Origin of the sequence: Mesorhizobium sp. M0618 (assembly GCF_040320765.1) — a bacterium.
Lineage (GTDB): Bacteria > Pseudomonadota > Alphaproteobacteria > Rhizobiales > Rhizobiaceae > Mesorhizobium.
Genome location: NZ_JAMYQH010000009.1, coordinates 131,312 through 149,939, shown reverse-complemented (window position 1 = coordinate 149,939; position 18,628 = coordinate 131,312). Strand labels below are relative to the sequence as shown.

General features: G+C 61.0%; 19 protein-coding genes. 7 read left to right on the top strand and 12 right to left on the bottom strand.

Going from position 1 to position 18,628, the window contains the following annotated elements:
- Positions 1–558: 558 nt before the first annotated feature.
- The 3 genes from NKJ04_RS12515 to NKJ04_RS12505 all read left to right on the top strand — a co-directional run bounded on the left by NKJ04_RS12515 (position 559) and on the right by NKJ04_RS12505 (position 2,122).
- Positions 559–762 carry a CsbD family protein gene (locus tag NKJ04_RS12515; RefSeq protein ID WP_023809505.1) on the top strand — a complete coding sequence of 68 codons (204 nt, stop codon included), beginning with the start codon at positions 559–561 and terminating at the stop codon, positions 760–762.
- Between the two features lie 541 nt (positions 763–1,303).
- Positions 1,304–1,609, top strand: a complete 306-nt coding sequence (locus NKJ04_RS12510) for a hypothetical protein (RefSeq protein ID WP_128303874.1) — start codon at positions 1,304–1,306, stop codon at positions 1,607–1,609.
- An 87-nt stretch (positions 1,610–1,696) separates the two neighbouring features.
- Positions 1,697–2,122 carry a c-type cytochrome gene (locus NKJ04_RS12505; protein WP_128303875.1) on the top strand — a complete coding sequence of 142 codons (426 nt, stop codon included), beginning with the start codon at positions 1,697–1,699 and terminating at the stop codon, positions 2,120–2,122.
- On the opposite strand, the gene NKJ04_RS12500 is transcribed toward NKJ04_RS12505, so the two are convergent.
- From NKJ04_RS12500 to NKJ04_RS12490, 3 genes are all read right to left on the bottom strand, one after another.
- On the bottom strand, positions 2,107–2,349 hold the full coding sequence (locus NKJ04_RS12500; RefSeq protein ID WP_352675232.1) for a hypothetical protein: 243 nt from the start codon (positions 2,347–2,349) through the stop codon (positions 2,107–2,109). The two genes, NKJ04_RS12505 and NKJ04_RS12500, sit on opposite strands and share 16 nt — an antisense overlap.
- A 95-nt stretch (positions 2,350–2,444) precedes the next feature.
- The gene (locus tag NKJ04_RS12495) at positions 2,445–4,199 is read right to left on the bottom strand and encodes a thiamine pyrophosphate-dependent enzyme (RefSeq protein WP_352675229.1); all 1,755 of its coding nucleotides are present in this window, start codon (positions 4,197–4,199) and stop codon (positions 2,445–2,447) included.
- A 106-nt stretch (positions 4,200–4,305) separates the two neighbouring features.
- Positions 4,306–5,316, bottom strand: a complete 1,011-nt coding sequence (locus NKJ04_RS12490) for an ATP-dependent DNA ligase (protein WP_352675227.1) — start codon at positions 5,314–5,316, stop codon at positions 4,306–4,308.
- Positions 5,317–5,540: 224 nt separating this feature from the next.
- On the opposite strand from NKJ04_RS12490, the gene NKJ04_RS12485 reads away from it, so the two are divergent.
- The 3 genes from NKJ04_RS12485 (at position 5,541) to NKJ04_RS12475 (ending at position 8,324) form a co-directional block, all read left to right on the top strand.
- Entirely contained in the window at positions 5,541–6,131 is a 591-nt protein-coding gene (locus NKJ04_RS12485; protein ID WP_128303877.1) for a LysE family translocator, read from the top strand.
- 318 nt (positions 6,132–6,449) lie between these two features.
- A complete protein-coding gene (locus tag NKJ04_RS12480) occupies positions 6,450–7,742 on the top strand; it encodes an Nramp family divalent metal transporter (RefSeq protein WP_128303878.1) in 1,293 nt (430 codons plus the stop codon).
- An 87-nt stretch (positions 7,743–7,829) separates the two neighbouring features.
- Complete coding sequence (locus tag NKJ04_RS12475) at positions 7,830–8,324, top strand: hypothetical protein (RefSeq protein WP_352441950.1); 495 nt, start codon at positions 7,830–7,832, stop codon at positions 8,322–8,324.
- A 72-nt stretch (positions 8,325–8,396) separates the two neighbouring features.
- Here the strand turns inward: NKJ04_RS12475 and katE are convergent, their stop codons facing one another.
- Positions 8,397–10,508 carry a catalase gene (gene katE, locus NKJ04_RS12470; protein WP_352675224.1) on the bottom strand — a complete coding sequence of 704 codons (2,112 nt, stop codon included), beginning with the start codon at positions 10,506–10,508 and terminating at the stop codon, positions 8,397–8,399.
- 270 nt (positions 10,509–10,778) lie between these two features.
- On the opposite strand from katE, the gene NKJ04_RS12465 reads away from it, so the two are divergent.
- Positions 10,779–11,342: a sigma-70 family RNA polymerase sigma factor gene (locus NKJ04_RS12465; protein ID WP_352675222.1), complete on the top strand. Its 564-nt coding sequence runs from the start codon at positions 10,779–10,781 to the stop codon at positions 11,340–11,342.
- Here NKJ04_RS12465 and NKJ04_RS12460 read toward each other — a convergent pair whose 3' ends face one another.
- From NKJ04_RS12460 to NKJ04_RS12425, 8 genes are all read right to left on the bottom strand, one after another.
- Entirely contained in the window at positions 11,343–11,519 is a 177-nt protein-coding gene (locus NKJ04_RS12460; protein WP_352675219.1) for a hypothetical protein, read from the bottom strand. It abuts the gene before it with no gap.
- A gap of 460 nt (positions 11,520–11,979) precedes the next feature.
- Positions 11,980–12,894 carry a class I SAM-dependent methyltransferase gene (locus NKJ04_RS12455; protein ID WP_031212594.1) on the bottom strand — a complete coding sequence of 305 codons (915 nt, stop codon included), beginning with the start codon at positions 12,892–12,894 and terminating at the stop codon, positions 11,980–11,982.
- Between the two features lie 3 nt (positions 12,895–12,897).
- Positions 12,898–13,884 carry a GNAT family N-acetyltransferase gene (locus NKJ04_RS12450; protein ID WP_031212592.1) on the bottom strand — a complete coding sequence of 329 codons (987 nt, stop codon included), beginning with the start codon at positions 13,882–13,884 and terminating at the stop codon, positions 12,898–12,900.
- Positions 13,881–15,029, bottom strand: a complete 1,149-nt coding sequence (locus NKJ04_RS12445; protein ID WP_352675216.1) for a glycosyltransferase family 4 protein — start codon at positions 15,027–15,029, stop codon at positions 13,881–13,883. The genes NKJ04_RS12450 and NKJ04_RS12445 overlap by 4 nt, the downstream gene beginning before the upstream one ends.
- 6 nt (positions 15,030–15,035) lie before the next feature.
- Positions 15,036–15,968, bottom strand: a complete 933-nt coding sequence (locus NKJ04_RS12440; RefSeq protein ID WP_023809485.1) for a glycoside hydrolase 5 family protein — start codon at positions 15,966–15,968, stop codon at positions 15,036–15,038.
- Positions 15,961–16,722, bottom strand: a complete 762-nt coding sequence (locus NKJ04_RS12435) for a TIGR04290 family methyltransferase (RefSeq protein WP_352675213.1) — start codon at positions 16,720–16,722, stop codon at positions 15,961–15,963. Before NKJ04_RS12435 ends, NKJ04_RS12440 begins: the two co-directional genes overlap by 8 nt.
- Positions 16,723–16,724: 2 nt before the next feature.
- Positions 16,725–17,528 carry a sugar phosphate nucleotidyltransferase gene (locus NKJ04_RS12430; protein ID WP_352675212.1) on the bottom strand — a complete coding sequence of 268 codons (804 nt, stop codon included), beginning with the start codon at positions 17,526–17,528 and terminating at the stop codon, positions 16,725–16,727.
- On the bottom strand, positions 17,528–18,628 hold the full coding sequence (locus NKJ04_RS12425) for a CgeB family protein (protein WP_352675209.1): 1,101 nt from the start codon (positions 18,626–18,628) through the stop codon (positions 17,528–17,530). The genes NKJ04_RS12430 and NKJ04_RS12425 overlap by 1 nt, the downstream gene beginning before the upstream one ends.

The following is an 18,628-nucleotide window of genomic DNA, read 5'->3' as shown; positions in this document are numbered from 1 at the left end:
TTTGCCCGCCTTGCAGGAGTGGGATCAGCCACAACGAGTTGATTCTGTAGAAACGTTGACCTTCCGGGCCTACCATCCAGTCTGTGTTCCGACCCCGGGGACATAGCTGACAAAACCTCGAGGGACGCACGGAAACCAGCGGATTGCCGCAACCGCGACGGCGATCCCATAATGGCTCAGGAGTGATTGTTCATCCGCTCGAACAAAGCTTCGCCCATCCGGCGCGTATGGGCCAAAATGCCGACAAGCACCTCGTCCTTGTCCGCTTCGAATGCGCAGCGCCTCGGTGGCGAATTCGTCCGGACTGACCATCATACGGTTGGCTGTTCCTCCGCTGCGGGTGCTGCCAACGAGACCGGTATCGACAATTGGCGGAGCCATCTCCACCACCCGAATTCCGCTCGACCTCAATTGATGACGCAGACTGAGCGTAAAGGAATGGATCGCGGCCTGTGAGAGCAAGACAAGCGCCTTGCTGTCGAGTTCCAGGAACATCCGTCGTTGATTTGCGTTTGCTCTCCGAGGTTAGACGTTTTCAAACCGAAGGAGAACGGTGTCATGGACTGGAACCGCGTGGAAGGAAACTGGAAACAGGTGAAAGGCAAGGTCAAGGAGCAGTGGGGTAAACTCACGGATGATGACCTTGACCGCATCGCCGGCAAGCGCGATCAACTCGAAGGCAAGATCCAGGAGCGTTACGGCCTCGAAAAGGACCGTGTGCGGCGCGATATCGATGACTGGTACGGTCGGCAGGGCTGGTAGGCGTGTGAGCCCCGGCTGCGGCCAACTCCAAGACGCGGCCCGGGTGCCAATTCGGCAGGTCCGGGCCATGCAGGCGCCGAGCCTTATCGTCAGTTGAATTTTGCAGCAAGGATTTCGTACTGTGTCAGAAGATATCTCTCGCAAGCAAGAGCATCGGGGGACAAGAAGGATTGTCATGTGGGCGGTCGCAGTTATCGCTGTGATTTTCCTTGTTCTGCTTGCTACATTCGTGTTCGGCCCGTTGGTGTGATTTTCGTTGCGATGATTGAGCTGTTTCCTGCACGATCCAGGGATGATCGGGCGTTTGAGGGCGCTTGCAGCGGCCACCAGTGAGCGACGATGTGTTTGGCGAGGATATGCGGCTGGCGCTGCTTCCGCGGCCGGACGGCGCAACAAGCGGCGCTTATACCGACTGCCGTCGCGCGGCTAACAGTCTGCGGTAGCCTGAAACCGTTTCACAGGAATTTCGCTGAACACGATTTCGCCGGGAACTATCAGCAAAGGATTGGTTTGGTGGCGGTACACAACCAGGAGATCCACCATGATTGTCAAACTTCTCTCCACCGCTGTGCTCGCGCTCACATTGGCCACATCGGCAATGGCGCAGTCGAACGGTTCAAGCTCCAACAGCGGTTCGGGCACGACGCCCGGAACCACGAATGATGCCAATGGTACCGCCGGTTCCGGTTCCGGTACTTCGACAACCCCCGTTGACCCGAACGCAACAAATTCGACAACCACCCCGAACGGCATGAGCGACCGCTGCAAGGACGCCGCGGGCAATGATACCGACACAAACACCGCCTCCGGCACGACAACGTCGAATGTGCAGAACTGCAACAAATAGATTGGTGCCTCGGAGCGCTGCCGGACATTGCTCCTTTCCCTGGGGCTGCGATCGGGCCGCGTTTTGCGACTGCGATGGCATGCGCGGATGAGCCGACAACCCGTCAGGCTGATGCCATCCGCGCTGCCCTGGGTGGCAGGCGTATCCGCGGCAATCGTCATTATTCCGGTAGTTTGCGCCGTCAACTTGGTCCGCGGCGACAATCTCCGGGAAACCACCATTGCACAGGCCATCGGTGGCGACCCTGACCGGGCCGTCCCGGCAATGATCCGCCACGGCTGTGGCGGATGTCACGAAATCCCGGGGGTACCCGGCGCCCATGGCACCGTCGGTCCGTCCCTGCAAGGCGTCGTCGAAAGAGGATATATCGGGGCGTCGCGAGCCACCCCGGATGCGATGATGCGCTGGATCAGCAGGGCGCGGGATGTAGACCCGAAGGCGGCCATGCCCAATACAAATCTGTCGCTTCAAGAGGCGCGCGACATTACCGCCTATCTCTATGCGCGAACATGAGGCGCGCTGAAGTCGCCCCACGGCGCAGGCGTCTTGCCAGCAAAAGCAGCAGGCCAAGCATCAACACGGCGGCGTCCGCTCCGTCGCCACAGTCGGTTGGCGCCGGCAACATACGGCAAAAGGATTGCCGCCAGTGGCAATGTGATGGGGAGCGCCAGAGTCCAACCGGCCTGCGGAGCGCCGTTGCCGTAGCAGATGGAGGTCGAAAAAAGCGCGTCGAAGCTCATGATCCGCATCCGTCACCCGGAAGAGCACCGGTTCATCTGGAAAGATCCAGAATGAAGCCAAGGAGGCGCGCTGTTCCCACCTCCTTGCGCCGCCTCTAGGCGTCCATCATCGATTTCGCCGGCTCCCGGGCGATATTTTCTTCTATGCGTTCGTGTCCCGGTGTTCGCGGCAGGGCCTGGCGGAAGTTCTTGGCATAGTCTGCCGGCATTTTGGGCGGCATCAGCGGCTCATAGGCATCGACCAGCGCTTCGATCACGACAGGGCCTTCCGTGGCGAAAGCCTGGTCGAGAACCGTCTCGATCTGATCGGTCCGCTCGATGCGAAAACCCTTGGCGCCCATTGCTTCCGCCGCCATGGCAAAATCGATCGGCTGCAATTCGCAGCCGAATTGCGGATTCCCCAGAAACATCATCTGCTCCCAGGCGATCTGATTGAGCATGTTGTTCTTGATCACCAGAACCTTCAGCGGGATCTTGTAGCGCACCGCCGTCGAGAATTCGCCGAGCTGCATGGCAAAGCCGCCATCGCCGACGATGGCGGCAATCGGGCGACCGGGGAATGCTATGCCGGCAGCGATGGCGTAGGCGAGACCGCAAGTCATCGACGCCAGCGATCCGGACACCCCAAATGCCTGGCCGCTGCGAAGATCGACATGGCGGGCGGCCAGTTCCGTGTTCTGACCGGAATCCGTGGCCAGCACCGTGTCGTCGGCCAACCGTTGTCCGAACGCCCGGGCAATCGCCTGTGGCTTCAAGGGTTGCGCCTGCATGTCTTCCGACTGCCGCATCATCTCGCGCCATTTTCTCATGGTCTCTTGGGAACGGTGCAGGAACTCATCGGAGGGCTTCTGCGTCAGACGTTGGTTGAGCGCGCGCAATGTCTCGGCCGCGTCGCCGACAAGGCCGGCTTCGACTGGAAAGCGCAAGCCGATCCGCTGCGCATCGCAGTCGATCTGGACGCCACGGGCCTGCCCGGGCTGCGGGTAGTATTCGATATAGGGAAAGGTCGAACCGACAATCAGCACCGCGTCACAGCTCTCCATCGCCTCTTGCGAAGCCAGGGTTCCAAGAATGCCGATCCCGCCGGTGGTGTAGGGATGGTCGTCCGGCAGCACCGCCTTGCCCAGCAAGGCCTTCGCGACAGGCGCCTGCAGCAGGCGCGCCGTGTGTTCGAGTTCGGCGGCCGCGCCGATGGCGCCGCGTCCGGCCAGGATCGCAACCCGCGAAGCGTCATTGAGAATGTCGGCGGCTTTGTCGAGCTCAACGTCCAGCGGTACGCTGTGAGCGGCGAACATATCCTGCGGCGTGTGCGCCGGGCGATTGCGCTTGGAGCGCTTCGACGGATCGCGCTCCTGCTCCTGGATGTCGCTGGCAATCGAAAGATGTGCGACGCCCTTGCGCGCCAGCGCGGTTCGGCAGGCAAGGCTGGCGACGTTTTCCATATGCGCGGCATCGGCAACATGGGCGTTATAAACGGAGACATCATTGAACACGCGCGTCAGATCGACATCCTGTTGCGTGAACGTCTCGATCAGATCGTGGAACTGCATGCCCGTAATCGCCAGCACCGGAGCCTGGTCGAGCTTGGCGTCATAGAGGCCGGTCAGAAGATGTGTTCCGCCGGGACCGGACGTCGCAAGGCACACGCCCAGCTTACCTGTCCACTTGGCATACGCACATGCCATGAAGGCAGCCGATTCTTCATGCCGGACCTGAACGAAGGCAATCTTGTCGCGCCGCGTCCGCAACGCTTCCATGACGCCGTTTATGCCGTCTCCCGGCAAGCCGAACACCACCTCCACGCCCCAGGCGACGAGCGTATCGATGAGAATTTCTGCTGCATTTGGCATGTCAGGGTAGCTCCGGCGGATGGTGTCCGAACCGGTGAATCCCGAGTTGGTTCCTTCGTCACAATAAATCGTGACAGGTTTCTGGAAGCGATCTCCCCGGAGCGGTCTATTCGATCTGCTCGAACGTGCATTGCCGTGGCGCCTTGTCGGGGCGCCAGCGCAGCAGTTTGGTGCCGTGGCGAAACCGATTGCCGGTAACGTGGTCGAAGCGGACCTCCACCACCAGTTCAGGTTCCAAGGGTTCCCATTGTCCGCTGCGCTCCGTGCTCCAGCGGCTCGGGCCGCCGGGCGCCTTGCCGGTGAATCCGGGCTCTGACCGCAGCCCTTCCAGCCGGCGCGTGAGCGCTCCTCTGTCGGTCCTGGCGATGGTCGACGTGAAGCCGACTTGATCGAGCTTGCCGTCGTCATTGTAGAGGCCGAGGAGCAGCGAGCCGACCTCACGACTGTCCGCGAGATAGCGGAAACCGCCGACAACGCAATCGGCGGTGCGCCTCGGCTTTACCTTCACCATCGCACGTTCGCCGCACAGATAATGCTCATCGAGCACTTTGGCCACGATGCCGTCGGTCGATGCATGGCCGGAGCCGTTTAGCCATCGAGCCGCCGTGGCTGCATCATAAGCGCACTTCGACAGGCGAAGATCTGGACTGTTCGAGGAGGTCGCGAAGTCCTCGATCGCTCGCCGCCTTTCGACAAGTGGCTTGCCCGTGATGACCTCGCCGCCCGGCCTGGCAAGCATGTCGAAGAGGATCAGACTGGCAGGCGTCTGCGAACTCAGTTTGCGGATTCTGCTTTGTGCTGGGTGAAGGCGCATCTGCAGCGCTTCGAAGGAAAGCTCACCGTCAACCTCAATGACAATCTCGCCGTCGATGACGAAGTGCCCGCGCTTGAGGTCACGCAAAATCTCCGTGATTTCTGGAAAATAGCGGCCGAGCGGCTTGCCGGATTTGGCGCGCAGGTCAACGGCGTTGTCGCTCTTGAAAGCCAGGCAGCGAAATCCGTCCCATTTGGGCTCGTACTGCCAGCGGTTCCCGTCCCTGGGGATTTCATCGGCAAGCCTGGCCTCCATCGGAGGAGTGTCCAGCGGGAGCGGGAAGGCGTTTATCGGTTCATGCACGGGTCAGGCCTCCAAAACCGGTTCAGGAACGGCTCCGGCTTTTCAACTTCCAGGACTGGCACCGCGTTCCATCTGACGGTTCTGCCTGGTTCTTCGCGATGGGACATTTTCATTTGCCGCGGAACCCGGATGACGGCTGGTCGCTTTGATGTCATCGGCAACGCGAGCGGAGATGTCCCATCGATCCCTCATTGTGGATAGCTTTTGTCGGAACCGTCATTCTGATGCAGATGCCGCCAGGCCCCGACAGCATGCTGGTGATGGCACGCGGCATCGGGCAGGGGCGCGACGTGGCGCTGTTCACGGTGCTCGGCATGACGCTGGGCGCCGGACTTGTGCAGCTTCCGCTGATTGCATTCGGCCTGTCCTCGCTTGTCCACGCCTCGCCCCTGGCGTTCAATCTGCTTCGATGGGCCGGGGCGGCCTACATCGTCTGGCTGGGTGTCCGGCTGCTGCTTTCATCCTCGGCAACCATTCCCACGGGTGACCTCAAGGCCCTGCGGCCGCTCGCCGCCGCCCGGGAAGGAATGATCGCCAATCTGAGCAATCCCTGGCCTTTGATGTTCATGGTTGCGTTCCTGCCGCAATTTGTCGATCCGCATAGGGGCTCCGTCACGTTGCAGCTGGTGCTGCTTGGCGCAACACAGAAGATAACCGGTGTGCTGGTGCTGGGAGCCTACGCCTTGGCATCGGGCGCGGCCGGCGCATGGGTCATGCGGCACCCTCGCGCAAGGCTTTGGCAGCAGCGGCTCGCCGGCTGTCTCATCATCGGCCTCGGCGTGCGGATGGTGATCGGCGGCGGTACGAGCCGCTGACGAAGCGGATGAACAGCCGGGCCCCACACTCGACTTTGGCGCCGCTGGACATTCCTTCAAAGAAGTCGCCTGAATGACAGGCTTCGAGACAAGCATTCTCTTCTTCAGGGGACGGAGCATTCGCTTGGATGTTCGGCTCCGCCGAAAGAACCCGCATGGGATGAAGCGCCGTCGCGGGCCGGGACTGTGTCCAGGAACAAAAAGCCTGACCAGAGGTTCGAACTTGATCTCAATGCAGCTTGAAACGGCTGCTTCATCGGCATCCGATTGGAATGTTCGTCATGATTTCTTGCGTGGCCCCGGTAAAGACGCGCTTCAATGAACAAGCCACCTGAAGAGGGCCAAAGGGCAAGCGAGCAAAAAAAAGGTGGCGTCGTTCGGGCTCTCGGGCTTGGTTTGATCACCGGCGCGGCCGATGACGACTGCTCGGCCATCGGTACCTACGCGAGCGCCGGAGCCCGGTTCGGCCCCGACCTGCTGTGGACGGCACCTGTCACGCTGCCGATGATGTATCTCGTCGTCTACCTTTCATCCAAACTTGGCCAGGTTTCGGGTCGCGGGCTCTTCAAGGTCATATCGGACTTCTATCCGCGTTGGCTGCTATGGTCTGTGCTGGTGGGCGTACTGATTGGCAACACGATCGAGGCAGCCGCCGACCTTGGCGCCATGTCGGCGGCCATCGTGCTGTTCGTTCCTCTGCCTGCTCCCTTGGTCGTCATTGTCGTTGCGGTCGTCATTTTTGCCCTGCAGGTGTTCGGATCGTATAAATTGATCCGAAATGTGTTCCGGTGGCTGGCTCTGGCTCTGCTTGCCTATGTGGTCTCCGCGGTGCTTGCCAAACCGGATGCCGCCTCCGTTCTGCGTGGCACGCTATTGCCAAAAATCGAGTTCAGCCGCGAATACCTGTCCATCCTCGTCGCCATCGTCGGGACCACGCTCTCCGCATACCTTTACACGTGGCAGTCCAATCAGGAGGTGGAGGAGGAGATCGCCAAGGGTCGAACGAGCCTCGAAGAGCGCAAAGGCGCCACCGAGGGCGAGCTGCGCCGATCCCGCCGCGATATCCTAATCGGCATGACGTTTTCCAATCTGATCATGTATTTCATCATCCTTTCGACAGGGTCGACGCTCTACAAGGCCGGGCAGACGCAGATCGAGACAGCGGCACAGGCGGCCGAAGCGCTGCGGCCGCTTGCCGGCGACGCTGCCGGCATTCTCTTTGCGGCCGGTATAATTGGCGTCGGCTTTCTGGCCGTGCCGATCATGACCGCTGGCGCCGCTTTCGATTTCGCTCAGGCGATGGGATGGAAGAATAGCTTGCATGCCAAACCCCGGCAGGCTCCCAAATTCTACATCGTGATCGGGGTCATAACGCTGGTGGCGGTGGGCCTCAATTTCTTCGGCTTCAACCCGATGAAAGCTCTGGTCTGGTCCGGCATCGTGCAAGGATTTTCAACGCCGCCGCTGCTGCTTCTCCTTCTCATCATGACCAACAACCGCAAGATCATGGGTGACAAGGTCAACAGCACAAGCACGAACATCCTGGGTGGGGTGACGATCCTGGCGATTCTTGCGGCGTCGGCGGGGTTGGTAGCAAGCTGGTTCCTGTAGCTCGCCGGGTGGGAAGGATGTTCAGGCATGGTGGAACATCGGCGGTCAAATGTCGTTGAGACGTTTGTGGGAGAAATGAGGTTGTCCATGTCAAAGTTGCAGGCCGCCACTCCGGATCGTTTAAGGCAACTCAGGCTTGAAGCTTCAGCACATTTCGCTCCGTTGATGCTGAACGAGGCCTTGTTGCGCCTTTCCCATGCCTGCGGAGCCGACAGCCTCGACCGCTTCGAGAAAGCCATGGTTGATCAAATCGAGGCAGCAAAGGACGATCGGGCCGATTTCGAATCGATCAAGGAATTCGCGATCGAGCAGCTTTACGCCCTGGTCCGGAACGCCAACGATTCGCCAAAAAAGAAACAGGCACTTGAGAAGATAGACACGCGCAGAACGCCCGGCCGTTCCGAAGAACCACAGACGCTCGAGGACCAACTGCAGGCGGGGTTGGAGGATTCCTTTCCGGCGAGCGATCCACCCTCGGTGGTGTCCACGACCATTTCAGGCGGAGCAAAGAAGCTGGTCGGGACCGACGAGATCCTGGAAAAGCAGCGGCAACAAGCGTCCAGCAAGGAAGGCCGCTCGTAGATCGCGGTGCCGGCTGGTTTGGCGGCAACCAAGGCCTGCGCACACGCCAACGAAACAGCTGGCGCCATCGCATCAAAGCTTGACAGCCGCCTCCCGCGCCCAGAGCCGCAGTTTGCGGCATGACTGCACAAACGCAGTTACCGAAGCCGCCGAATCCAGCCGCGTCAACCCCTCATCGGCATCGGGAGCGACGCCTGCTTTGATCAGGAGCGGCTCGGCCCCTGTGGTGAAGCCGATGAACTTGCAGTGCGCAAACGCATCAGACACGAAATCCTTCGCAGCGGCCTCCTTGACCAGCAGCTCGGCGCCCGCCTCGGAGAGGAGCAGCACCACCGCGTCGAACAATACGGATGGACCGCCGTCGATCATGTGCCTTGCCTCGATGTGAGTACCGTCGGCGGCTTCGACGCCGCCCACCTTGGGCGCAATCACCTCCATCACCGCGCCTTCCGCTTCGATGGCGGAACGAAGTTCCTCGAACAGCGCGATATCGGCTCCATCGCTGAGCATGACACCGACTTTGCGGCCTTCGAAACTGTCGGGCCCGTTTTGGATGATGCTGAGCGCCGGCGACGGCGGCAAGTCGTCGCGCGGCGGAACGGCGGCTTCGGCAGGTTCGGGCATGTCACGGATGCCGAGCTTGTCGGCTACGGTGGTCGCCAGCGTTTCATCGATGTTCAACAAATGCGAAACCATCCGCTCGCGGATCGCCGGTGCCTGGACCTTGCTCAGTTCAAAGGTCAGCGCCATCGCGATGTGACGCTGCTCCGGTGGTGTCTGGCTGTTGAAGAATTGCCGGGCCTGGCTGTAGTGATCGGCGAAGCTCTCCGCGCGCAGACGTACTTTCTGCCCTTCTTCGGCGTCGGCGAAAGAACGGAAGCCACGCTGCGGATCCTCGCGCGGTCCCAGTCCCCATGAGTTCGGCTCATAATTGGCGCGACCGGCCGGGTTGCGCATGGCCATGTGCCCGTCCTGTTGAAAATGGGCGAACGGGCATTTCGGCGCGTTGATCGGCAGATGGGTAAAGTTCGGGCTGCCCAGCCGTTTCAATTGGGTATCGAGATAAGAGAAGTTGCGGCCTTGCAGAAGCGGATCGTTGGAAAAATCGATTCCGGGCGGCACATTCTGCGTCATGAACGCCACCTGCTCGGTCTCGGCGAAGAAATTATCCGGCATCCGGTCGAGCACCAGCCGACCGACCGGAATTGGTTCGAGGACCTCTTCGGGAATGATCTTCGTTGCATCCAGGATATCGAAGTCGAAACTGTCGGCAAACGCCTGATCGAACAGTTGCATCGTCAACTCCCATTCCGGGAAATTGCCGGCCTGTATGGCGTCCCACAGATCGCGGCGATGAAAGTCGGGATCGGCGCCGTTGATCTTGACCGCCTCGTTCCAGACCACCGATTGCATGCCGAGCTTGGGTTTCCAGATGAACTTGACGAAGGTGGATTCGTCCTTCGCGTTGACCAGGCGGAACGTGTGCACACCAAAGCCTTGCATGAAGCGGAAGGAACGCGGGATCGCGCGATCCGACATGATCCACATCACCATGTGCATCGATTCCGGCATCAGGCTGATGAAGTCCCAGAAATTGTCGTGCGCCGTCTGTGCCTGCGGAAAGGCGCGGTCGGGCTCCTGTTTGGCGGCGTGGATCAGATCGGGAAACTTGATGGCGTCCTGGATGAAGAAGACCGGGATGTTGTTGCCGACCAGGTCCCAATTGCCTTCCTTGGTGTAGAGCTTGACCGCGAAGCCGCGCACGTCGCGGGCGAGATCGAACGAGCCCTTGTTGCCGGCAACCGTCGAGAAACGAACGAATGCCGGCGTCTTTTCACCAACTCGCTGGAAAATGTCGGCACGTGTGTATTTGGCAAGTGACTCGTAGGTCTCGAAAAAACCATGCGCACCGTAGCCGCGGGCATGAACGACCCTTTCCGGGATGCGTTCGTGGTCGAAGTGGAAAATCTTCTCGCGAAAGTGAAAGTCCTCGATCAGCGACGGTCCGCGCTCACCGATCCGCAATGTGTTTTGGTCGTCGGAGACAGGCGTTCCGAGCGCCGTCGTAAGGGCAGGCGTTTCATCCCCCGCGATCTGGTGCAACTCGCCGCCATTTCCGCGCGCGCTATTCTGATCCAGTCCACTTGCCGATTGGCGAGCGGAGGGGCGAGCGGATTTGGCCATGACAGGTCCTCGATCGATACCGGAAGGTTGAAGTGGTCAAGCCATCAAACTGCCGGTGAGCGGCTTTGTTCCCGTAAAAAATGGACGCTGTGGAGACTGCTGCGGCGATGGTGCGCGCCGATCGGATGACAGATATCTCCGCCTGCGCAGAATTTATGAAGAGTTGTCTCCAGCACGAGGAACGAACCAAACTTCCATGCATTTAGCTGGGGCTGCGTTCACACACTCTTTCTTCTGGGAGCTGGACCATTGTCATCCGGAGGCTGCCTTTTGGCCGACCAGGAAACCAATGAAGTTTCCATCGTTGACCTGATACCTGCCCTGCGGGCATTCGCGCGCACCTTCTGCCGCGTCCCTGACGACGCCGACGATCTCGTGCAGGAGACACTGACCAAGGGTCTCGCCAACATCGACAAGTTCGAACCCGGTACGCGCATGAAGTCGTGGCTCTTCACCATCATGCGCAACACTTATTACACCCGGGTCAAGATCGCTGCCCGGGAGGCGCCCGGCCTGCTCGATTGCGCGTCTTCGAGGCCAATTTCGGAAGCTACCCAGGAATGGACGGTTCAGAGCAGGGAAGTTCACGGCGCCATTCAAAGGCTGCCTGAACACCAACGCGAGGTCCTGATGCTGATCGGCGTTTTGGGAGTGAGCTACGAGGAAACCGCCGACATATGCGGTTGCGCGGTCGGGACGGTCAAAAGCCGCCTGAACCGTGCGCGCGCCAACATCCTTGAATTCCTGGGGGAGAGTTCGCTGCAGACATTGATGGAAAGACGAAACCAGCTGTCGGATGGTCAGCTCAATGTCGAGGTCGACGGCCGCAGATAGTCAGTTCTTCACGTCGCGTCGACGTTTCTCGACGAGCGCGTTTTGCAATTCGATCGCCAGCTCGGTCAGGCGATCTGGAATTTTTTCCTGCTCTATGGCGGCCAGCAGGGAAGCAATCTCCTGATCCAGAGCCATCTCGACATGCGGATCCGCGGTATCGTCGCTCGAACGAGACATCACATTCTCTTGATAGCGGTCCCTTGATCCTAGTGTGGTGGTAAGCGCCTTGCATTACAAGGCGGTGTCACCGCCAAGAAGCTCACCAGCGGCCCCTTGCACAGGTTTATTTCCTTGCCGCTCCTTCGTCGCCGCGGGCCATGGACGCGCTGCGGTGGCGTTCAGTCCTTAGGCAATCGGTCAGCGGCGCGACCCGGATATTGATCGGACTTGATCCGATTGCCGTCCTGCCCGCGCTCCTGGCCATGCTGCTTCTTGTCGCGATTCGACAAGACCGCGTTTTCTTCGATCTCGTCCTTCTCCGGGGAGGTCACCGCGCCGGCGTCGGCACTCTTGCCCGGCTGCTGCGGCCGAAATGTTTTTTACCGCCGGATGCCATGATATCCTCCTTCGAATCGGGGACACTCGTCGGTGCCCGTTGTTCGACGTCCGAACTGGCATCGCGCTGTAATGTTCCGCTTCACCCAGCGAGCAGAAAGGCGTCGCCATCCCACGACCGAAACGGCTTCTCGCCGTCGATGAGGACCCGCAATTGATGAGCTTGCGCCAGACGGCCGATGTCATCGCGGTCTGAGAGAAGTGATCCGCGATAGGAATAGTTCAGCAAGGCGAGCCAGCCCGGCCGTTTCAGAACGCGCGCAATTTCGTCGAAATGCCGATCAGCCATGCCGGCCAGAACCAGATAGGGAAAGCTGTCCACCGCCAGCACGCAATCGAAACTGGCATCGGCGAATTCGGACAGATCGAGACCGGAGGTTTGTCGCAACTCGACATTGCCGAGCGCGGCGCATTGCTCGGAGGCGATGGAGATCATCCGCGGCGATATGTCGATGCCGACCATCCGCTTGAAGGATTTGCACAGCGCACGCTCGAAACGGCCGATGCCGCAACCGATGTCGAGGATGCTCCGTTCCCTTCCGGTGAATTCTCGCGATTCCAGCCATGCAACGATTTCGTTGGTCGTGGCTGTGAGCCTTGCCTCATCGCCGAGGGATGCCAGTTGGACACTCGCGGCTCCCGAAATCGCTGCCGCGGCATCGAAGCTGGAGGCCAGCCGCCTGACGACAGCGACATTCGTCTCATCCTCATCGCGCTCATGCCGAACGGCGCCACCCGTTGCCTGCAACATGGCGAAGACGTCTGGCTTGCAGCGCAGCAGTCCGGCGACCTTTCGCAGCCTTGCTGCGTCGCCGGCATCCGCCGGCTGGACCTTCAGCACGACCTCCGCCAATTCCGCCGCTCCAATTGTGGGCGGCAGGTGGAGCGCCAGTCTGACGAGAACGCCTTCGGCGCAAATGCCATCGGCCACGCAGTCTTCAACCGCCAGCCTGACCGATGTCGGGCGCTGGGCGGCTTTCGGTGCGGTTACACTCATGCATCAACTCCGCGTCCAGATCCTGCGCGTCGTCCACCTGTCGACGGCGCCCCAGCCATATTTATAGGCCTCCTGGCCGCGCAGGAAATCGAACTCGCGCGCATCTTCGCGGATCGCTTCCGCGATTGCGTGGCCAATCAGGATCGCGCCTGGGCTCTCCTCGGCATAAGCAGGGTCGAAGCCACCGAGGTAAGCATAGGCACGGCCGCGGTGGTGAAATCCGTAATAGGCGCCGACGGTCCCGCCATCGATCGCGAACAGCCAGCATCGCACCAGACCGTGAGCATCGAGCACGGGAAGTGAGAGCCGATGGAATTGCTCGACGGCGGCGTTGGCCAACACACCGCCTCCTTGTTCGGCCCAGCGCATATTGTGCAGGCGGATCAATTGATCGAGGAAGGTTTGCGGACTGCCGCTCGCCGACGACAGCGCGATCCGGCCGCATCTTGATGCGGCTTGACGCGCCCGACGCAACTGGCGTCTGCGTCTTGCGGGGACGCAGCCTGCAAGCGTTTCGTCGCCGGCGAGGGCGAGCACGGGGCAGGCGGCATGGGCGGTCGGCCAATCCATCTCGGGATGCGTCATCGCAAGGGCGACGCTGTCCTGCGGCAAGTCCGACAAGATCCATTGCACCCACCCGATCGAGAGGATCGACTCGGCGACAATGGCGACGACCTCGGCTTCGATCCCAGGGACAGCCAGAATGTCCAGGTAGTCGCTGAGCGAAATGCCGACCGGAAGCAGCTTCGAACCGGCGGTCCCATGCTCAAGATAGAGCGGCGCCAGCCCGACCAGATCGCCGCCGCGCCATACCGCGACCGTCGCCAGTTCACCGGGTGCGAATGCGTGCCACCATGGCACCAGCCAGGCGGGAGATTGAAACGGCGTCGCCGAGGGACTCTGCTGCCACAGTTTCCACCAGTGCGGCGTCAAGGCGTCGAATTGTGCGAGGTCACCGATGATTTCGCTGCGCAGCACAGCTTTACTCACGGCACCGCGGCGAAGCGCCGGCGACCACTGCCAAGCTGTGCCAGCGTCTGATAGGCGTCCATGTAAGACGAGATCATCCGTTCCAGCGAAAACCGCCGTCGCGCTTCGGCCCTGCATGTCTCGGCATCCAAGCTGGACGCCGCAAGAATGGCTTGGGCCATCTCATCGACCGTGTCGACGAGAAAGCCCGTCCTGCCGTGCTCTATGACATCGGGAAGCGCACCATTTGGAAAGGCGACTACCGGGGTACCGCAGGCGAGGGCCTCCATGGCCACAAGCGAGCTGGTCTCGGCTGCGAGGCTCGGAATGACCAGACAGCGCGCTGCGTTGAGAATGCGTCGCTTGGCGGTGAAGCCGAGCGGGCCAAGGAAGCGGCGGCGGCCATCGAGGCGAGATTGGACCTCATCGCGAAAGTACCGCGTATGCGTTTCATAGGGATAGACCTTGCCGCCGATGACCAGCGGCACATCTGCCTGTTTGGCTGCGTCGAGCGCCAGGTGGACGCCCTTTTCCGGGCAAACCCGGCTTAGAACAAGGGCAAAGTCGCGCTTCGGCTGCAGCAGGGTCAGTGCTTCGATGTCAACGCCGTTTGGAATCGGCGCCGCCAGCCTGGCGCCTGATGGCGCGGTTTTCTGCTGGCTGGTCGAGACCGCATGGAGCCAGAGGTCACCGCGCGTCGGGCGCAATGCCGCGGCCGGATACCAATCCAATGGCAGGTGGAGGGTCACCAAGGTCGGACCATCGTCGGGCAGATAAGCGTCGAAATCAATGCCGTGCAGATGAACCACGTCGATGGGCCATCGGGCGCGGGCAGCCGCGATCGCGTCGCGATGGGCCTGTTGGGCGCGGCTCTTCGCCGCCTCGTCGAGTACGCCGTTTTCGGCCGGTATTTCCACAAGCGTGCCGCTCGTTCTGGAGCCTCGGCAGCCAATGACGATAGATCGATGACCGGCCTGAACCAGTGCCCGATCGAGCATCGACAGAACCTGTTCGGCACCGCCGACAGCGTCGGGGCCGACGGGTGCGAGAGGGTAGGCGACATTGAGGACGGTGAGCGTCGCGGCCGGTCGCGTCTCGTTGCCCTGCGCCGCATCTCCACCTGTCAACGGCGTCGCGGAGCCCGGCATCTGATGCATAGGCACCATGACATTTCACGCGGCCGAGGCCCGCTGCGTGGGGAGCGAGGCGGATGTCATGCCAGGCGCATAGCGGCGGATCATGGTTGAACAGAATTCCGCGAACTCCTCCGGCACCAGGGGGGGGCTGGTGTGGTGGGGCATCATTCCGCGGTGCTGAGGTGTGAAGCAGAAGGTGACCGTCACATCGAAATCGGCGAGTGCTTCCATCTGCCGGTCGAACCAGTCCAGCGCATTCGGCCGAAAGCTGTCCGCCCAGGAAAGCCCGGTACGCATATTGGTGACACCCAGCCGCTTCATCCAGGCGACCGCATCGTCCAGCCGCGGGTCTTCGAAATGAAACCACTGCACCAGGCCCATTGCGGGTGCATGGCGCAGGAATTCCTCCAGCGCGGGCTTTGGCGTGCCGTCCTGGCGCAGCAGCCCCATATGGAAATGCCGGTAATAAGACGAGCCCTCGGCTTCGCGGTGCCGCGTCGTTGCTTCCCATTCACGCGGAAGATCATAGAGGCTGTACCACTGGATGCGTGGTGCATTGCCGAGCAGCAATTCAGCTGTGCGCTTGAGCCCCCAGACTTGGATTTCCTCGGCGCCGAAGGTCGATACGCCGACTTCGCTGACCCAGATGGGAAGGTCGGTGACGGTCGCGATCTCGCCGATCTTCTGCGGCCATTCCTGGATCTGCCACAGGTTCCAGTCGAGGGGAAAGCCGTGCACGGCGACGGCGTCGACATGGTCCAGCACGCCGAATTCCTTCATCCGGGTGATGAACCCCGGATCTATCGGCGAGATGCCGCCGAGCACTTTGGTCAAAGCCGGGTTTTCAGATGCGATTGCGTCCGCCGACAGGATCGCCATCCTGGCAAAGCGGCTCCAATCAGGGTCGAGCTCGGGATCCCAATGCGATTTGTTGTTGGGCTCGTTCCAGATCATCGCGGCTTCAATCATGGCGCTGTCCTTTCGAGGGGTAGACGGGACCGCCACTGGCCGGGTCGCCGGCGGTGCGGCAGAAATAGACCTCCTGCTCCGGATGCAGGACGATTTCAAATCCGGCGCTGCGCAGCATCGCTTCGGTGCAGGCGCGGTTGGGTATCCACCAGTTGGTCGGGTCATCGGCATAGCGGTGCTCGATGAAATGGAGCTTGGGAAATTCCGGCCGCTCGAACAGGTCATGCGTCCAGAAATGATAGTTCTCTTCCATCTCCGGCAGATCTGTGCTGCCGCGCTGCATGGACTGGAAGATCATCAGGTCACCGGCGACATGCTCACGGATAAGGTCGAGCGCGAGCAAGGGGTGGCGCAAGTGATAAAGCACTCCCATGAACAGCACGACATCGAATGTTTCGCGCAGGGCGCCGACGTCGTAGACCGAAAGTTTCTGGAATTCGATTTCGCAATTGGCGATCTCGGCGGCAAAGCGGGCCTGCGCCAGATAGGCCTCATCGAAATCGATGCCGAGGACACGGGCAGCACCTCGCCGTTTCATCTCTATGGAATAGAAACCGGCATTGCAGCCGATATCCAACACCGTCTTGCCTGTCAGATCCGCGGGAATGGCCTCGGCGAATTTGCGCCATTTGATCAGCGGATAATTGCCGAGAAAATGGTTGGGAGCGGTTTCGACACCCGCCAGTTCCATGTTGTGGAACCATGGGCCGAGAGCATCGATACGGCGGCGGATTTCGGCATGGGAATGCAGCATGATCAGGCTCCTTCGCCGGGAACGACAGGCACATGCGAACGGGCACCTGGCATAATCGTGGCGGTTTGGTGATGGACGGGTGCGGCGCCGTCCTCGAGCAGCCGCAGAGCCGTGCGATAGCCATTGAACGTGCCGACATCGACATAGGCGGACCCAGCCTTGACGCCGGAGGCTTGACCTCCGGCCGCAAGGTAGGCGTTGACCAACGTGCCGATATATTCGTCACGGCATTCCCGCTCGCGCCAGAGTGCCGCAAGCTGATGCAGAATCTGGCCCGGCATCTTGAACGCACCCCAAACCCAGTTCGTGCCGGCATCCTGTTGCTTGACCTGGATTTCGATCACGCGCTCGTGGTCATCGACAATGACGGCGTCGAAGAATTCCGGACGATCCACCGGGAAGAGCAGAAATGAAAGCTGATCGTCAGGCAAATGACAGAAGCCATCCTCGGGAAACCAGATCGTGTCGGGAAGGCCGACCAGGACGACCTCATTGGGCGCGACGAGAGGAGCTGCCCGAAAAATCGCATCGCAAAGCCCAACCGGATTGGGCTGCATCACGAAGAGAGCCGCGGCGTCACCATAGCCGGCGGCGTAATATTCGAGGATGTCGGATTTGCCCGATCCAATGATGAAGCAGATCTTGTCGACGCCGGCGCGCACCATCCGCCGCACCAGATACTCGCTCACGGCGCAGGGACGCTCGGTCTGCCCATCGATCCGACTGCCGACCGGCAGCAGCTCTTTGGAGAAGCCGAGCGGCTGAATGCGGCTGCCGCGCCCGGCAGCGGGCACGATGCCCAACATCAGACTGCTTCCATCATCGGTTCGCCGGGAGATCTTTGAAAGGCGTCGTTTAGAATGTGGTCCAGCTCCGCCGCGCGCCGGGCAGAGGTGTGTTCGTCGAGAACCCGTTCGCGCGCTCGGGTTTTGATGGCATCGAGTTCTCCTGCGGGTAAGGCGAGCGCCGCGACGACGTCATCGGTGTCGTGGGCCAGCAGGATCTCGCTGCCGGGTTCGAAGAAGCTGCTTAGGCCCGGCCAGGTGTCGGTTATGATCGGCACTCCACATGCCGCAGCTTCAAACAACCGACCTGAAGGGCACCAGCCCTTTTGCGCCATCGCCTCGCGGGTGACATTCAGCGTCAGACGAGAGGATGAGAAAAACGCCGGATGGTCGGCCGGCGGAAGGTGCCTGACGAAGAAGATGTTGTCGCTCCACGGGAATTCCTGCGGGTATTGTGCGCCGCCGATGACGAAGCGCTGGTCCGGCAAGCGCGCAGCTGGGCGAACCAGCAGATTTTCGACTGCTGCCTGGCGATCTGGCGCATAGGTTCCGAGATAGGACAAATCGGCCCTGAAATCGGCTCGCGGCGCTGCCGGCCGGTGTTGGTCGGGATCGACATGCCCATAGAGCGGCACCACGTGGTGCGCACCCAGCACCGACTTCAGCGCGTCGATCGCCGGGCCGCCTGTGTAACTCAGGACGAGATCGAAATCCGCAAGACCCTCGGGGCCGAAATAGGGTGGACGCTCACCTTGTTCGATGCGGGCAAGCGTGACCGGAGTGTCCAGATCGTAGAAGACACGCACTCCGCGGCCTGCCTGCTGCGCCAGCCGCGAGGCGTCCACCGCGTCGGGACAATAAGAGGTGACGATCACGACATCCGATCGTTTGATCGTTTGCTCCGCGACCCGGCGGATGTCCTCCCAGTCCGGGTAGAGCACGACGTTGCCGCCGTCCAGATGATCGAGATCGCGCGTTCCGGCATAGTAGGGTGTGTCGCGTTCGAAGAAGGTAACGGACCAGCCGCGCCGGGCGAGGGCTCTGATCAGTCCCCTCCATAAAGTGGCATGGCCGTTACCCCATGAAGACGTGACGGTAAGACCGAAAATGACCATCTGCAT